General features: G+C 60.4%; 16 protein-coding genes. 12 read left to right on the forward strand and 4 right to left on the reverse strand.

Features of this window, described 5'->3' with window-relative positions; all coding sequences use genetic code 11:
• Nucleotides 1-50 precede the first annotated feature (50 nt).
• Nucleotides 51-422 (forward strand): glutathione S-transferase N-terminal domain-containing protein, encoded by a 372-nt coding sequence (locus tag BHC62_RS14305; protein ID WP_029300369.1) that lies wholly within the window; start codon nucleotides 51-53, stop codon nucleotides 420-422.
• A gap of 120 nt (nucleotides 423-542) precedes the next feature.
• Here the strand turns inward: BHC62_RS14305 and BHC62_RS14310 are convergent, their stop codons facing one another.
• Together BHC62_RS14310 and BHC62_RS14315 are read right to left on the reverse strand one after the other, a co-directional pair.
• On the reverse strand, nucleotides 543-1,145 hold the full coding sequence (locus BHC62_RS14310; protein ID WP_070995352.1) for a glutathione S-transferase family protein: 603 nt from the start codon (nucleotides 1,143-1,145) through the stop codon (nucleotides 543-545).
• Nucleotides 1,146-1,155: 10 nt separating this feature from the next.
• Nucleotides 1,156-2,322, reverse strand: coding sequence for a PLP-dependent aminotransferase family protein (locus tag BHC62_RS14315; RefSeq protein ID WP_070995353.1), 1,167 nt, complete (start codon nucleotides 2,320-2,322; stop codon nucleotides 1,156-1,158).
• A gap of 82 nt (nucleotides 2,323-2,404) precedes the next feature.
• On the opposite strand from BHC62_RS14315, the gene BHC62_RS14320 reads away from it, so the two are divergent.
• From BHC62_RS14320 to BHC62_RS14330, 3 genes are all read left to right on the forward strand, one after another.
• A complete protein-coding gene (locus tag BHC62_RS14320) occupies nucleotides 2,405-2,836 on the forward strand; it encodes a MarR family winged helix-turn-helix transcriptional regulator (RefSeq protein ID WP_070995354.1) in 432 nt (143 codons plus the stop codon).
• Nucleotides 2,837-3,058: 222 nt separating this feature from the next.
• Nucleotides 3,059-4,390: an NCS2 family permease gene (locus tag BHC62_RS14325; protein WP_186350907.1), complete on the forward strand. Its 1,332-nt coding sequence runs from the start codon at nucleotides 3,059-3,061 to the stop codon at nucleotides 4,388-4,390.
• A gap of 63 nt (nucleotides 4,391-4,453) precedes the next feature.
• The gene (locus tag BHC62_RS14330; protein ID WP_032863245.1) at nucleotides 4,454-5,080 is read left to right on the forward strand and encodes a LysE family translocator; all 627 of its coding nucleotides are present in this window, start codon (nucleotides 4,454-4,456) and stop codon (nucleotides 5,078-5,080) included.
• Between the two features lie 211 nt (nucleotides 5,081-5,291).
• Here BHC62_RS14330 and uraH read toward each other — a convergent pair whose 3' ends face one another.
• The gene (uraH, locus tag BHC62_RS14335; RefSeq protein WP_070995355.1) at nucleotides 5,292-5,645 is read right to left on the reverse strand and encodes a hydroxyisourate hydrolase; all 354 of its coding nucleotides are present in this window, start codon (nucleotides 5,643-5,645) and stop codon (nucleotides 5,292-5,294) included.
• A 419-nt stretch (nucleotides 5,646-6,064) separates the two neighbouring features.
• Here uraH and puuE point away from each other — a divergent pair, with 419 nt between their 5' ends.
• From puuE to BHC62_RS14370, 8 genes are all read left to right on the forward strand, one after another.
• Nucleotides 6,065-6,991, forward strand: a complete 927-nt coding sequence (puuE, locus tag BHC62_RS14340) for an allantoinase PuuE (protein WP_029300381.1) — start codon at nucleotides 6,065-6,067, stop codon at nucleotides 6,989-6,991.
• Nucleotides 6,988-7,503 (forward strand): 2-oxo-4-hydroxy-4-carboxy-5-ureidoimidazoline decarboxylase, encoded by a 516-nt coding sequence (gene uraD / locus BHC62_RS14345; RefSeq protein WP_029300384.1) that lies wholly within the window; start codon nucleotides 6,988-6,990, stop codon nucleotides 7,501-7,503. Before puuE ends, uraD begins: the two co-directional genes overlap by 4 nt.
• Before the next feature lie 41 nt (nucleotides 7,504-7,544).
• On the forward strand, nucleotides 7,545-8,540 hold the full coding sequence (gene alc / locus BHC62_RS14350; protein ID WP_070995356.1) for an allantoicase: 996 nt from the start codon (nucleotides 7,545-7,547) through the stop codon (nucleotides 8,538-8,540).
• A gap of 120 nt (nucleotides 8,541-8,660) precedes the next feature.
• A complete protein-coding gene (locus BHC62_RS14355) occupies nucleotides 8,661-9,164 on the forward strand; it encodes an ureidoglycolate lyase (RefSeq protein ID WP_029300388.1) in 504 nt (167 codons plus the stop codon).
• A gap of 51 nt (nucleotides 9,165-9,215) precedes the next feature.
• The gene (locus BHC62_RS14360) at nucleotides 9,216-10,514 is read left to right on the forward strand and encodes a urate hydroxylase PuuD (RefSeq protein WP_029300390.1); all 1,299 of its coding nucleotides are present in this window, start codon (nucleotides 9,216-9,218) and stop codon (nucleotides 10,512-10,514) included.
• 142 nt (nucleotides 10,515-10,656) lie between these two features.
• Entirely contained in the window at nucleotides 10,657-12,000 is a 1,344-nt protein-coding gene (locus tag BHC62_RS14365) for a nucleobase:cation symporter-2 family protein (protein ID WP_029300392.1), read from the forward strand.
• A 44-nt stretch (nucleotides 12,001-12,044) separates the two neighbouring features.
• Nucleotides 12,045-12,440, forward strand: a complete 396-nt coding sequence (locus tag BHC62_RS28150; RefSeq protein ID WP_133714268.1) for a hypothetical protein — start codon at nucleotides 12,045-12,047, stop codon at nucleotides 12,438-12,440.
• The gene (locus BHC62_RS14370; protein ID WP_029300394.1) at nucleotides 12,437-13,222 is read left to right on the forward strand and encodes an outer membrane protein OmpK; all 786 of its coding nucleotides are present in this window, start codon (nucleotides 12,437-12,439) and stop codon (nucleotides 13,220-13,222) included. The genes BHC62_RS28150 and BHC62_RS14370 overlap by 4 nt, the downstream gene beginning before the upstream one ends.
• Nucleotides 13,223-13,286: 64 nt before the next feature.
• Here the strand turns inward: BHC62_RS14370 and BHC62_RS14375 are convergent, their stop codons facing one another.
• A complete protein-coding gene (locus tag BHC62_RS14375; protein ID WP_029300396.1) occupies nucleotides 13,287-14,441 on the reverse strand; it encodes a patatin-like phospholipase family protein in 1,155 nt (384 codons plus the stop codon).
• Nucleotides 14,442-14,447 lie beyond the last annotated feature (6 nt).

The following is a 14,447-nucleotide window of genomic DNA, read 5'->3' on the forward strand; positions in this document are numbered from 1 at the left end:
GAAATCAGGTAAGCTGCGGCCCCTTCTGTCATGGGCAAGAGGTTTCAGCCATGTTCGTCAAAGCACTTCGAGTGGGCCTCGGCCACGTCATCATCGCGGGCGACTTCCTTACCCGCCCACGCAAAAAACAGCGCCCTGCCGAGCAACAGGCACAGGTCAATGAAGCGGCCAAGGGCCTGACCCTCTACCAATTCCACGCCTGCCCGTTCTGCGTGAAGACCCGCCGCACCCTGCACCGCCTGAATGTACCGGTGGCGCTCAAGGACGCGAAGAACAACGAGCAGGACCGCCAGACCTTGCTTACCCAAGGCGGCAAGATCAAGGTGCCGTGCCTGCGTATCGAAGAAAACGGCCAGACCACCTGGATGTATGACTCCAAAGTGATCATCGACTACCTGGACAAACGCTTCGCCGCGATCTGACAGACAGGCATGGCCCCTTGTGGGAGCTGGCTTGCCTGCGATGGCGGCGTGTCCGTTGATGGATAGTTGACTGACACACCGCCATCGCGGGCAAGCCCGCTCCTACAGTGATGCCGTAAATCAGTCGAGCATCGGCACGTGCCGGGGATGGCTGGCCACGCGTGCAAGCCAGGCTTGCACGGCCGGATAGGGGCTCAGGTCAAAACCACCCTCATGGGCCACATGGGTGTAGGCATACAGCGCAATATCGGCAATCGAGTATTGATCGCCCACCAGGTAGGGCGTGGCCTGCAGCTGTTTCTCCATGACCCTCAAGGCCTTGTAGCCGCCTTTATGGGTAGTCTTGTACTCCTCCAGCCGATCGTCCGGCAGCCCCAGGTAAAACTGGATAAACCGCGCCACCGCGATGTACGGCTCATGGCTGTATTGTTCGAAAAACTGCCACTGCAACACCTGGGTGCGCAGGCGCGGTTCGGTGGGCAGGAACTCGCTGCCGTCGGCGAGGAAGTTGAGGATCGCGTTGGACTCCCACAGGCAGGTGCCGTCTTCGAGCTCCAGTACCGGGATCTTGCCGTTGGGGTTCTTCGCCAGGAACTCGGCGGTCTGGGTGTCGCCGTTCAAGATGTCGACATTGACCCACTCATACGCGATGCCAAGCAGGTTGAGCATCAACTTGACCTTGTAGCAGTTGCCCGAACGGTAATCGCCATAAACCTTGTACATGAAGCTCCCCTTATGCCGCTTGCGCGCGCTGTGCTTGACGGATCACCGCCGCGAGACGCTTGAGACCTTCGTCCAGGCGTGCCGGGTCGATGTGGCTGAAATTGAGCCGCAGGTGCCCGTGGTGCTGGTCCGGCTCGGAAAAGAACGGTTCACCGGGCATGAACGCCACGTCCTGGTCGAGCGCTGGTGCCAACAAGGTGCGGGTATCCAGAGGCTGTTTCAAGGTCAGCCAGAAGAATAATCCACCCTGGGGCACTTGCCAGTCGGCCAGTTCATCGAAGTGGCGCGTCAATGCTGCCTGGAACCCATCGCGACGCTCACGGTAAAAACTGCGCAGTTGCACCAGGTGTTGCTGGTAGCGCTCGGTGCCGATCCACTGCATGGCCTGCCATTGGCCGACGCGGTTGGTGTGCAGGTCCGCCGACTGCTTGAGCTTGAGCAGGTGCGGGAACAGGTCGGGGCTGGCGATCAGGTAGCCGACCCGCAGGCCCGGGAGCAGGGTTTTCGAGACGGTGCCGGTGTAGATCCAACTGGCCTTGCGCAAGCGGCTGACAATCGGTCGGGCGCTGCCGCCATCAAAGGTCAGCTCGCGGTACGGCTCGTCTTCGATCAGGGTCACGCCGAATTCATCGAGCAGCGCCGCCACGGCATCGCGCTTGGCTTCGCTATAGCGCACCGCCGACGGGTTCTGGAAAGTAGGGATCAGGTAGATGAACGCCGGGCGATGGCGTTCCAGATTGCTGCGCAGCGCCGTCAGGTCCGGGCCGTCGGCTTCCAGCTCCACGGTCAGGCAATCGGCGCCGAACAGTTGAAAGATCTGCAGGGCGGCCAGGTAGGTCGGGCCTTCCAGCAGGATTTGCGTGCCTTGGTCGATGTACAACTTGGCCGCCAGGTCCAGGGTTTGCTGCGAACCACTGACCACCAGGACCTGGCTGGCCTCGCAAGCCACCCCCAGCGACCGCGCCTCGGCGGCCAGCAACTCGCGCAATTGCGGCTCGCCCTCGCTCATGCCGTATTGGCCCATGGCCGGCGGCATGCCTTGCCAATCCAGCGTCGGCAACATGGCTTCGGCGGGCAGGCCACCGGCAAATGACATCACCTGCGGGCGCTGGGCCGCCGCGAGGATCTCACGGATCAAGGAGCTTTTAAGGCGCGAAACACGTTCAGAGAAAGCCATAGGGGTCACCGGTAGCAAAGCCTGGGGAAAATACGTCAAACTGGTTGACCGAAATTACGACGCCCAAGGCAGATACGTCAATATGCTTGACCTTAAAAACCAGACTTCGCAGCAAGCCGCCATGGAAGCGTTTTTCTTCGGCTACCAGGCCTTTACCGCCAAGGCCGACGCAATGCTGGAGCGTCGGGGCTTGAGCCGGGTGCATCAGCGCATCGTGTTTTTTATCGCCCGCTACCCCGCCTTGAGCGTCAAGCAACTGCTGGAGCTGTTGGGGGTGAGCAAGCAGGCGCTGAACATGCCGCTGCGCCAATTGCAGGAAATGCAGCTGGTCGACAGCGTTGCCTCGGACGCTGACAAACGTAAGCGCCTGTTGCAGTTGACCGAGGAAGGCCAGCGCTTCGAACAGTCCTTGCGCCGCGAACAAGTCAAGCTGCTGCAGCACGCCTTCGCCGAGGCCGGTGAAGAGGCGGTGATGGGTTGGCTGGCAGTGAACAAGGCCCTGACCCTGCCTTGAAATTGGCCTTTCATCTTTTTTGCACACATAATCGCAAACATTATTTGCTTTCTTTGTATACAAAAGCATAATTCGCTTCGTGCGAGTTCCTGACCTGATGGTCAACAAAGCCCGCTGGTACCTCAAAGCACCGCTGCCCACCCCAGTGTCCGGTGCTGGAAATAACAATAAAACTCTTGAGGAGTACTTGCTGTGGAAAGCCATAAATCCGACGCCCCGACCCTGGACCTCAGTCCGCCCCACCTTTCGACCGCAAAGCAGGGCTGGCTGGAACGCCTGTTCAAACTCAGCTTGCATGGCACCACAGTGAAGACCGAACTGATCGCCGGCCTCACGACGTTTATCACCATGGCCTACATCATCTTCGTCAACCCCAACATCATGGCCGACGCGGGCATCGACCACGGCGCCGCCTTTGTCGCGACGTGCATCGCCGCAGCCCTCGGCTGCCTGCTGATGGGCCTGTATGCCAACTGGCCTGTAGGCCTGGCGCCGGGCATGGGTTTGAATGCGTTCTTTACCTACACCGTGGTCGGCACCATGGGCTACACCTGGGAGACCGCGCTGGGTGCGGTGTTTATCTCCGGCGTGCTGTTCATGATCCTGACGCTGTCGCGCATCCGCGAATGGCTGCTCAACAGCATTCCGGTAAGCCTGCGCCACGCCATGGGCGCCGGGGTGGGTCTATTCCTGGGGGTGATCGGCCTGAAAACCGCCGGCATCATCGTTGCCAGCCCCGCCACCCTGATCAAGCTCGGCTCCCTGCATGAACCGGCCCCGCTGTTGGCGGCCGTGTGCTTCCTGCTGATCGCGATCCTCAGTTACCACCGGGTATTCGGCGCAATCTTGATCAGCATCATTGCGGTCACCCTGGCCGGCTGGGGCCTGGGCCTGGTGCAGTACCAGGGCATCGTCGCCGCCCCGCCGAGCCTGGCGCCGACCTGGATGGCGATGGACGTGATGGGCGTGTTCAACGTCAGCATGATCAGTGTGGTATTCGCCTTCCTGTTTGTGCACATGTTCGACACCGCCGGCACCCTGATGGGCGTTGCCCAGCGGGCGGGCCTGGTCAATGCCGACGGCAAGATCGAGAACCTGTCGCGGGCCTTGAAAGCCGACAGTGCTTCCAGCGTGTTTGGCGCAGTGGTCGGTGTACCGCCCGTGACCAGTTATGTGGAAAGCGCCGCGGGCGTGGCGGCCGGTGGGCGCACCGGGCTTACGGCTGTGACCGTGGGCGTGCTGTTTGTAGCGGCGATGTTTTTCGCCCCGCTGGCAGGCATGATTCCTGCGTATGCCACGGCCGGTGCGCTGATTTATGTGGCGATGCTGATGATGAGCGGCATGGCCCATATCGAATGGGACGACGCCACCGACAGCATTCCGGCGATTGTCACGGCAATCATGATGCCCCTGACCTTCTCGGTCGCCGACGGCATCGCGCTGGGCTTTATCACTTACGTGGCCCTCAAGGCCGGCACGGGCAAGTACAAGCAGATTTCCATCAGTCTGTGGGTGCTGTGCGCGATTTTCATCGCCAAGTTTATCTTCCTGTAACTCGGAAGCCGGCGAAAACCGCCTCACCCTTGGGTGGGGCTTTTGCATGTATGGAGGAATGTAATGAGCGTGGAAACCTGGCTGCTGTTCAGCGGCGCTGCTTTGATCGTGATCCTGATTCCGGGGCCGCTGTCGCTGCTGATGATCAGCAACAGCCTGAACTACGGCCTGCGCCGTTCGTACCCGGCGTTTCTTGGCGGGGTGTTTGCCTCGATCTGCCTGTTGAGCGCCTCGGCCCTGGGCCTGGGGGCCTTGTTGCTGGCGTCGGAGCAGTTGTTCAGCGCCTTGAAGATCGTCGGTGCGCTGTATCTGTTCTACCTCGCGTGGCAGAGCTGGCAGCAATCGCGCCTGCCGTCCCAGGGCGCCGTGGTGCCGGACGCAGCCCCCGTGCCGCGTTTTCGTGCACTGTTTGGCCGAGCTTTTGTGCTGGGCGCCAGCAACCCCAAGGACATTCTGTTTTTCGCCGCCTTCCTGCCGCAGTTTCTCAGCAGCCAGCAGCCGTTCCTGCCGCAACTGCTGATCATGATCGCCACCTGGACCGTGCTTGACCTGCTATGCAAGCTGGCCTACGGCCTGGGTGCCCACGGCGCCGCGCGCTACCTGCGCACCGGCAAGGGCCAGAGCTGGTTCAACCGCTTCAGTGCCGGGCTGTTTGGCAGCGCCGGGGCGGCATCGCTGCTCAGGGGCTAGTGGCTTCCTGACGCCGTGTAGGAGCGAGCTTGTCTCCGGGCGGCGCTCCGACGAAGAACTTGAGAGCGCCGCGTGTAGCCAGACAACACGCGTTATCGTTGACGTTTTTCGCGAGCAAGCTCGCTCCTACAGAGCGGGCAAAAAAAAAGCCCGCAGTGTGAGCGGGCGAAACCAACGAAGAGCATTTGGGGGTGTGAAGCGAGGCGACGACTCAGCTACCGCGGTAGGTGGAGTAGCTGTAGGGCGAAATCAGCAGCGGCACATGGTAGTGATCCTGTTCGGCATTGATGCCAAAACGCAGCACTACCACATCGAGAAACGCCGGTTCCGGCAGTTGCACACCACGGGCGCGATAGTAATCCCCGGCACTGAACTGCAACTGGTAGACCCCACTGCGGTAGTCGTCACCTTGCAGCAGCGGTGCGTCGCAACGGCCGTCGCTGTTGGTCAGGGCGCTGGCGACCAGCTCCAGTTGCGCGCCCTCGACGCGGTACAGTTCAACCTTGATGGCGCTGCCTGGGCAGCCGTGTGCGGCGTCCAGTACGTGTGTGGTCAGTCGTCCCATGGATTGGAGCTCCCGTGTCATCGATTAATAAGAGGCCGCACCTTTGTGGGGCATTGAAAAAGCCGGCGATGGCTGATTAAGACACTTTTCAAAAAAATTGTACACAATAAATTCAACAACCCCCCTCTTCCCCAATGGGCGCTGGCTTACCGGCGATGACGGTGTATCTGCGAGCAGTGCGGTTACACGAAGATCGTTATCGCCGGCAAGCCCGCTCCTACACTAAAGCGGTGCCGCAGGTTTTTGATATTTAGTTGACCAGTCGGGCAAGTTTCTTGCAAGGATAGGCTGGCACGACCACTCGGAAAAAATGCAGAAATACAGGCTTACAAAGTGACCATTAAGTTGTATACAATCAGCCCATCGCTGTGACGCAACGGCCGCCACACCATCGATCACGAACAAGAAGGAAGACTGCAGTGAGCGCTGACTACCCACGCGACCTGATCGGTTACGGCAGTAACCCACCGCACCCTCACTGGCCGGGCAAGGCGCGTATCGCCCTGTCGTTCGTACTCAATTACGAAGAAGGCGGTGAGCGCAATATCCTGCACGGCGACAAAGAGTCGGAAGCCTTCCTCTCGGAAATGGTCTCGGCCCAGCCGCTGCAAGGCGCGCGCAACATGAGCATGGAGTCGCTGTACGAATACGGCAGCCGTGCCGGCGTGTGGCGCATCCTCAAGCTGTTCAAGGAATTCGACATTCCGCTGACCATCTTCGCCGTGGCCATGGCCGCCCAGCGTCACCCCGATGTTATCCGTGCGATGGTCGCCGCCGGTCACGAGATTTGCAGCCACGGCTACCGCTGGATCGACTACCAGTACATGGATGAGGCCCAGGAGCGCGAGCACATGCTCGAAGCCATCCGCATCCTTACCGAGCTGACCGGCGAGCGCCCACTGGGCTGGTACACCGGGCGCACCGGCCCGAATACGCGGCGGCTGGTGATGGAAGAAGGTGGCTTCCTGTATGACTGCGACACCTACGACGACGACCTGCCCTACTGGGAACCGAACAACCCGACCGGCAAGGCGCACCTGGTGATCCCCTACACCCTGGACACCAATGACATGCGCTTCACCCAGGTCCAGGGTTTCAACAAAGGCGACGACTTTTTCGAGTACCTCAAGGACGCGTTCGATGTGCTGTATGCCGAAGGTGCCGAGGCGCCGAAGATGCTGTCCATCGGCCTGCATTGCCGCCTGATCGGCCGCCCGGCGCGCCTGGCCGCACTCAAGCGCTTTATCGAATACGCCAAGGGCCATGACCAGGTGTGGTTCACCCGCCGCGTCGACATTGCCCGCCACTGGCATGACGTACACCCTTTCCAGGGAGCCGCCAAATGACTGCTTTCCAAACCTTGAAGCCATCGGCCCTCAGCCGCGACGAATTTGTCGCAGCCTTCGCCGATATCTATGAACACTCGCCATGGGTGGCCGAAAAGGCCTTCGACCTGGGCCAGGACGCCTCGATCGATGAGATCGAAACCCTGCACCAGCGCATGAGCGATATCCTATTGAGCGCCGATCACACCAGGCAACTGGCCCTGATCAACGCTCACCCGGACCTGGCCGGCAAAGCTGCCGTCCAGGGCCAACTGACCGAAGCCAGTACCCATGAACAAGCTGGCGCCGGTATCCACCAATGCTCGAGCGACGAGTTTTCGCGCTTCACCGAGCTGAACGACGCCTACAAGGCCAAGTTCAAGTTTCCCTTCATCATGGCGGTAAAAGGCAGCAACCGGCATCAGATCCTCGCCGCGTTTGAAACGCGCATCCATAACCCGGTCGAGACCGAGTTCAAGTGCGCACTGGCAGAGATCAACAAGATCGCGTTGTTCCGTTTATTGACCCTCTAAACGACCATCCCCAGCCACTCTATCTAAGGCAGACAAGAAGAATGAAAGCGCAACTCCTACCTTTCGAGAAGTTAGTCAACCTGGCCGACGCCCGCCTGGGCACCAAGATCATCTCTGTGACTGATGACTGGTTCGCCGACGCCAACCGACTGTTCCAGCCGACCCCGGCCGTATGGAAGGAGGGCGTGTTCGATGATAACGGCAAGTGGATGGACGGCTGGGAGTCACGCCGCAAGCGCTTCGAAGGCTTCGACAGCGCGGTGATCCGCCTGGGCGTACCGGGCTCGATCAAGGGCGTGGACATCGACACTTCATTCTTCACCGGCAACTTCCCGCCATCGGCGTCCCTGGAAGGTTGCTTCCTGGCGTCGGGCGAGCCCGATGACAACACCCAGTGGGTCGAAGTGCTGTCTGCCGTAGAGTTGCAGGGCAACAGCCATCATTTCCACGAAATCAACAACGACCAGGCATTCAGCCACCTGCGCTTCAACATCTATCCCGATGGTGGCGTAGCGCGTCTGCGGGTGTACGGCATTCCGTTCCGCGACTGGTCGGCCGTGGGCGACAACGAACAAGTGGACCTGGCCTCCTCCCTCAATGGCGGCCGTGCACTGGCCTGCTCCGACGAACACTTCGGGCGCATGGGCAACATCCTCAACCCGGGCCGTGGCATCAACATGGGCGATGGCTGGGAAACCGCGCGTCGTCGAACACCTGGCAATGACTGGGTGATCGTCGCGCTGGGGCATGCCGGCGAGATCGAGAAAGTGGTGGTCGACACCCTGCACTTCAAGGGCAACTACCCGGACACATGCTCGATCCAGGCCGCGTTCGTCAAGGGCGGCACTGACAGCCAGATCGAGACCCAATCGCTGTTCTGGCGCGAACTGCTGCCGGCACAGAAACTGGAAATGCACGCCGAACACACCTTCGCCGAGCAGATCAAGGCACTGGGCCCGATCACCCACATCCGCCTCAACGTATTCCCGGATGGTGGTGTAAGCCGCCTGCGGGTTTTCGGCAAGGTTTCGAAGTAAGCGGTGATGCCATTCGCGAGCAAGCCCGCTCCCACAGGGGAATGCATTCCAAATGTGGGAGCGGGCTTGCTCGCGAAGGCGCCAGAACAAACAACACAGAATCCGGATAAGAAGACAGCCATGCGCACACTGATGATCGAACCCTTGACCAAAGAAGCCTTCGCCCCTTTCGGAGACGTTATCGAAACCGATGGCAGCGATCACTTCATGATCAACAACGGCTCGACCATGCGCTTTCATAAACTGGCGACGGTAGAAACCGCCACGCCAGAAGACCACGCCATCATCAGCATCTTCCGCGCCGATGCGCAGGACATGCCGCTGACCGTGTGCATGCTGGAAAGACACCCGCTGGGCAGCCAGGCCTTTATCCCGCTGCTCGGCAACCCCTTTCTGATCGTGGTCGCGCCGGTTGGCGATGAACCTGTATCAGGCTTGGTCCGCGCCTTCGTCACCAACGGCAGGCAGGGCATTAATTACCATCGCGGCGTCTGGCACCACCCGGTGCTGACGATCGAAAAGCGGGATGACTTCCTGGTGGTTGATCGCAGTGGCACAGGCAATAACTGCGATGAGCATTTTTTCAAAGAGGATGAGCGGTTGATCCTTGCCCCCCACCAATAAGAGAAGGTCCGATCACCCGACAACAAGGGTGACGGGCGAGAGGTAAAGACTGTGGAAGCACATCTGTTGGAATGGCTGAACCTAAGCGTGCGCTGGGTTCATATGATCACTGGCGTGGCCTGGATCGGTGCGTCTTTCTATTTCGTATGGCTGGAAAACAACCTGAACCGCGTCAACCCCAAAAGCGGCCTGGCTGGCGATTTATGGGCGATCCACGGTGGCGGTATCTACCACCTGGAAAAATACAAACTGGCCCCACCGACCATGCCGGACAACCTGCACTGGTTCAAATGGGAAGCCTATTTCACCTGGATGTCGGGCGTCGCGCTGCTGTGCGTGGTGTTCTACCTCAACCCGACGCTGTACCTGCTCGCCCCCGGCAGCAGCCTCAGCGGTACCGAAGGCGTGTTGCTGGGCATAGGCTCACTGTTCGCTGGCTGGTTCATCTACTCCTTTCTGTGCGACTCGGCCCTGGGCAAACGCCCTGCCCTGCTCGGCTTTATCCTGTTCGTCCTGTTGATCGGCGCGGCCTACGGCTTCAGCAAGGTGTTCAGCGGCCGCGGTGCGTACCTGCATGTGGGTGCGATCATCGGCACCATCATGGTCGGCAACGTGTTCCGTATCATCATGCCGGCCCAGCGTGCGCTGGTGGCAGCGATTGCGGAGAACCGCACCCCAGACCCGGCACTGCCGGCCAAGGGCCTGCTGCGCTCGCGTCACAACAACTACTTCACCCTGCCGGTGCTGTTCATCATGATCAGCAACCACTTCCCGAGCACCTACGGCAGCCAGTACAACTGGTTGATCCTGGCCGGGATCGCGGTGGCGGCGGTGTTGGTACGGCACTACTTCAACACCCGTCATGACAGCCAGAAATACGCGTGGACCCTACCGGTCGGCGCCCTGGCGATGATCTGCCTGGCCTATGTCACCGGTCCTAAACCCGTGGCGACCACACCGGACGTGGCCAAGGCGCCAGCAGCGATCGAGTACCAGCCATTGCCGGAAACCGCGCTGGGTGGCGGCCTCAAGCCAGCAGCTCCCGCCGCGCCAGCACCAGCGGCACAAGCGCCTGCGGCCCAGGCCTCGACGGATTTTGGCAAGGTGCACAGCGTGATTGAAGAGCGTTGCACCGTGTGCCATTCGGCCAAGCCCACCAGCCCGCTGTTCAGCACCGCGCCGGCCGGGGTGATGTTCGATACCCCGGCGCAGATCCAGCAGCAGGCGGCGCGCATTCAAGCGCAGGCGGTGGCCAGCCAGATCATGCCATTGGGCAACATTACCCAGATGACCCAGCAGGAGCGGGAGTTGATTGGCAGTTGGATCAATCAGGGGGCCCGCACCAATTAACTCTTTGGTGGCTTGACGGCCGCCATCGCCGGCAAGCCGGCTCCTACAGGTGAATGCACGCCTTGTAGGAGCCGGCTTGCCGGCGATCAACCGCACAGCGGTTGCCAAACAACACAAAAATAAAAAAGATTCGAGGTGTTGCATGTCCCAGTTAGAAACGCAGATTCCTGCCGCGCCCGCCATGGTGCGGCTTCCACTTTTGCAACTGATCCTGGTAGGCCTGCAACATGTACTGCTGATGTACGGCGGCGCGGTGGCCGTACCGCTGATCATCGGACAAGCCGCGGGCTTGAGCCGTGAAGAAATCGCCTTTTTGATCAACGCCGACCTGTTGGTGGCGGGGATCGCCACCATGGTCCAGTCGTTTGGCATCGGCCCGCTGGGTATCCGCATGCCGGTGATGATGGGCGCCAGTTTCGCCGCCGTCGGCAGCATGGTCGCCATGGCCGGCATGCCAGGTATCGGCCTGCAAGGGATTTTTGGCGCGACCATCGCCGCCGGGTTCTTTGGCATGGTCATCGCCCCATTCATGTCCAAGGTGGTGCGCTTCTTCCCACCTCTGGTGACCGGTACCGTGATTACGGCTATCGGTCTTTCGTTGTTTCCTGTCGCGGTGAACTGGGCCGGTGGTGGCGCTACCGCTGTGCAATTCGGCTCACCGATCTACCTGGCCATCGCCGGCCTGGTGCTCGCCACCATCTTGCTGATCAACCGTTTTATGCGTGGCTTCTGGGTCAATATCTCGGTACTGATCGGCATGGCACTGGGCTACGCCTTGTGTGGATTGCTCGGTATGGTCGACCTCGGCGGCCTGGAGCAGGCGCCGTGGCTGCAGGTGGTCACACCGCTGCACTTCGGTATGCCCACGTTCGAGTTGGCGCCGATTCTGTCGATGTGCCTGGTGGTGGTGATTATCTTTGTCGAGTCCACCGGCATGTTCCTCGCGCTGGGTAAGATCACCGGCCAGGAAGTCACCCCGAAAATGCTGCGGCGCGGCCTGCTGTGCGATGCCGGGGCGTCGTTTTTCGCCGGGTTCTTCAACACCTTCACCCACTCCTCTTTCGCCCAGAACATCGGCCTGGTACAGATGACCGGTGTGCGCTGCCGTTCGGTGACGATCATGGCGGGAGCCTTTCTGATTGTCCTCAGCCTGCTGCCCAAGGCCGCATTCCTGGTGGCATCGATCCCTCCTGCGGTGCTGGGCGGTGCGGCTATCGCAATGTTTGGCATGGTTGCGGCGACCGGGATCAAGATCCTGCAGGAAGCCGACATCGCCGACCGTCGCAACCAGTTGCTGGTAGCGGTCAGTATCGGCATGGGCCTGATCCCCGTGGTGCGCCCGGAGTTCTTCGCCCAGTTGCCCTTGTGGATGAGCCCGATTACCCACAGTGGCATCGCCATGGCCACGCTCAGTGCGTTGTCGCTGAACGTGCTGTTTAACATTCTGGGCGGCTCAGAACGCCCCGCAGTCGCCCATACGCATTGATTCCTTCGTTACTACAAAAATAACAACGAACAGGGAACACCAACATGCACACCACCAACTTGGGGCTGGCCACACGCCGTGCCCCATTCTCGCCCCCTGCGCTCTTTTACAGCGCACTTGAGCACAGGCTCTGGAGCCAGTATTCTCCGCGCCCGCTCGAATCGACTCAAAAAAAAACAGCGAATGTAAAAGCTGACTTAAAGGCCAACTTATCCCGGCCTTATGTCTGCTGCCAAAGTGCGCAAAAGTCCTCTGAACCCGACTGCATCCCATGCAGCCGGCGGGGATTTTTTGGCTTTTCAAACACTTTGGCGCAGCTCTTGCTAAAAGCATTAAAGCTGACCGAACAGACGATTTTTGCAGCGAACCAAAAGGCGCCACACCAGAGCGCCTGCGTAGAAGAAAAACCACAAAACTTTAGCTCGGGAGCAACCGAATGAAACGTACCGTGAACAGCCTGATATTGGCCGGATCCCTGTTGGCCGGGGGCCAAGCAATAGCGGGTGACCTGTTGCAGTGGCAGAACAACAGCCTGACTTACCTGTGGGGCAAGAACTTCAAAGTCAACCCAGAGATCCAGCAAACCGTTACCTTCGAACATGCCGATGCCTGGAAGTACGGCGACAACTTCTTCTTCCTCGACCGCATCTTTTACAACGGTAAGGAAGACGGCAACGTCGGCCCCAATACTTACTACGGCGAGTTCAGCCCGCGGCTGTCGTTTGGCAAGATCTTCGATAAAGACTTGTCCTTCGGCCCGATCAAAGATGTATTGCTGGCGTTCACCTACGAGTTCGGCGAAGGCGACAACGAGTCGTACTTGGTCGGCCCGGCGTTCGACTTGAACATCCCTGGCTTTGACTACTTCCAGTTGAACTTCTATCAGCGCCAGACCGAAGGCAATCGCCCGGGTGACGGCGTATGGCAGATCACCCCGGTCTGGTCCTACACCATTCCAGTGGGCAACTCCGATGTGCTGATCGACGGTTTCATGGACTGGGTGGTGGATAACGACAAGAACGCCCGTGGCACTTACCACGCCAACCTGCACTTCAACCCACAGGTCAAATATGACCTGGGCAAGGCCATGAGCTGGGGCGCCAAGCAGTTGTATGTGGGTTTTGAATACGACTACTGGAAGAATAAGTACGGGATCCAGGACAGCGGCGCGTTCGAGACCAACCAGGACACCGCGAGCCTGTTGGTCAAGTACCACTTCTAAAGCCAACCCCGGCCTCCCCTGTGGGAGCGGGCAAGCCCTCTCCCACACAAGCCCGCGCCCCGATTCAGTTCGGGGTCAAGCCCAGGAACCGCTGCAACTCTTCGCGCTTGGCCAGCGCATCGCGCCGGCCCAACTCGATCAACTCACTGCAATACCCCGCCTCGAACAGCAGATAGCTGAGCACCCCCGCCCCGCTGGTTTTGGTCGCCCCTGGCCCACGCAAAAACAGACGCAACGCCGCCGGCAGTTCCTGGCGATGGCGTGCCGCGATTTCATCGATGGGTTGGCTGGGCGCAATCACCAGTACTTCAACCGGTGCAAGACCGCGCGCAGCGCTGTTGGCCGGTTGCAGATGGCTGAACTGGTTGAGGCGCTCCAGTAACTCGATGTCACTCTCCAGGCTGTCAATGAACGTGCTGTTGAGCATATGCCCACCGATCTGCGCCAGGGTCGGCTCCTGGCCGGTGTAGGTGCGCTGCTGCGGCACCGAGGGGTCCGGGGAACGCGGGTTGCCACTGACACCCACCACCAGTACCCGGCTGGCCCCCAGGTGCAACGCCGGGCTGATCGGCGCTGATTGGCGGACGGCGCCATCGCCAAAATATTCCTGATCGAGTTTGACCGGGGCAAACAGCAACGGAATCGCCGAACTGGCCAGCAGGTGCTCCACGGTCAGTTCCGTGGGCAAACCAATGCGCCGGTGGCGCAACCAGGCGTCGATGGTGCCGCCGCCCTGATAGAACGTCACCGCCTGCCCCGACTCATAGCCGAACGCCGTCACGGCGACGGCGTGCAGGTGTTTGTGGCGGATTGCTTCATTGATGCCTTCGAAATGCAGTTTTTCCTGCAGCAGTTCCCGTAGTGGAGAACTGTCGAGCAGTGCCACCGGCACTGGTGAGCCCAGGCCCAGCAAGCTGCGGGTCAGGAAGCGGCTGGCCTGGTGAATCACCCCCGGCCAGTCGCTGCGCAGCACCAAGTGGCTGCGAAAGCCCTGCCAGAATGCGGTGAGGCGCGCGATTGCTGCGCGAAAGTCCATGGCGCCGCTCGCCAGGCTCACCGCGTTGATCGCCCCGGCCGAGGTGCCAACAATCACCGGGAAAGGGTTGGCAGCCCCTGGTGGCAACAGTTCGGCAATCGCCGCCAATACACCCACCTGATACGCCGCACGCGCCCCGCCGCCGGAAAGAATCAAGCCTGTGACCGGTTCAGTTGGGCGCATTGCATA

Source organism: Pseudomonas sp. 06C 126, assembly GCF_001855215.1.
GTDB classification, from domain to species: domain Bacteria; phylum Pseudomonadota; class Gammaproteobacteria; order Pseudomonadales; family Pseudomonadaceae; genus Aquipseudomonas; species Aquipseudomonas proteolytica.

Coding starts and splice junctions, on each gene's coding strand:
- BHC62_RS14330 (WP_032863245.1), top strand. CDS start 4,454: ATGAGCGTGGAAACCTGGCTGCTGTTCAGCGGCGCTGCTTTGATCGTG.
- uraH (WP_070995355.1), bottom strand. CDS start 5,645: ATGGGACGACTGACCACACACGTACTGGACGCCGCACACGGCTGCCCA.
- BHC62_RS14365 (WP_029300392.1), top strand. CDS start 10,657: ATGTCCCAGTTAGAAACGCAGATTCCTGCCGCGCCCGCCATGGTGCGG.
- BHC62_RS14370 (WP_029300394.1), top strand. CDS start 12,437: ATGAAACGTACCGTGAACAGCCTGATATTGGCCGGATCCCTGTTGGCC.
- BHC62_RS14310 (WP_070995352.1), bottom strand. CDS start 1,145: ATGTACAAGGTTTATGGCGATTACCGTTCGGGCAACTGCTACAAGGTC.
- BHC62_RS14305 (WP_029300369.1), top strand. CDS start 51: ATGTTCGTCAAAGCACTTCGAGTGGGCCTCGGCCACGTCATCATCGCG.
- alc (WP_070995356.1), top strand. CDS start 7,545: ATGAAAGCGCAACTCCTACCTTTCGAGAAGTTAGTCAACCTGGCCGAC.
- uraD (WP_029300384.1), top strand. CDS start 6,988: ATGACTGCTTTCCAAACCTTGAAGCCATCGGCCCTCAGCCGCGACGAA.
- BHC62_RS14315 (WP_070995353.1), bottom strand. CDS start 2,322: ATGGCTTTCTCTGAACGTGTTTCGCGCCTTAAAAGCTCCTTGATCCGT.
- BHC62_RS14375 (WP_029300396.1), bottom strand. CDS start 14,441: ATGCGCCCAACTGAACCGGTCACAGGCTTGATTCTTTCCGGCGGCGGG.
- BHC62_RS14355 (WP_029300388.1), top strand. CDS start 8,661: ATGCGCACACTGATGATCGAACCCTTGACCAAAGAAGCCTTCGCCCCT.
- BHC62_RS14320 (WP_070995354.1), top strand. CDS start 2,405: ATGCTTGACCTTAAAAACCAGACTTCGCAGCAAGCCGCCATGGAAGCG.
- BHC62_RS28150 (WP_133714268.1), top strand. CDS start 12,045: ATGCACACCACCAACTTGGGGCTGGCCACACGCCGTGCCCCATTCTCG.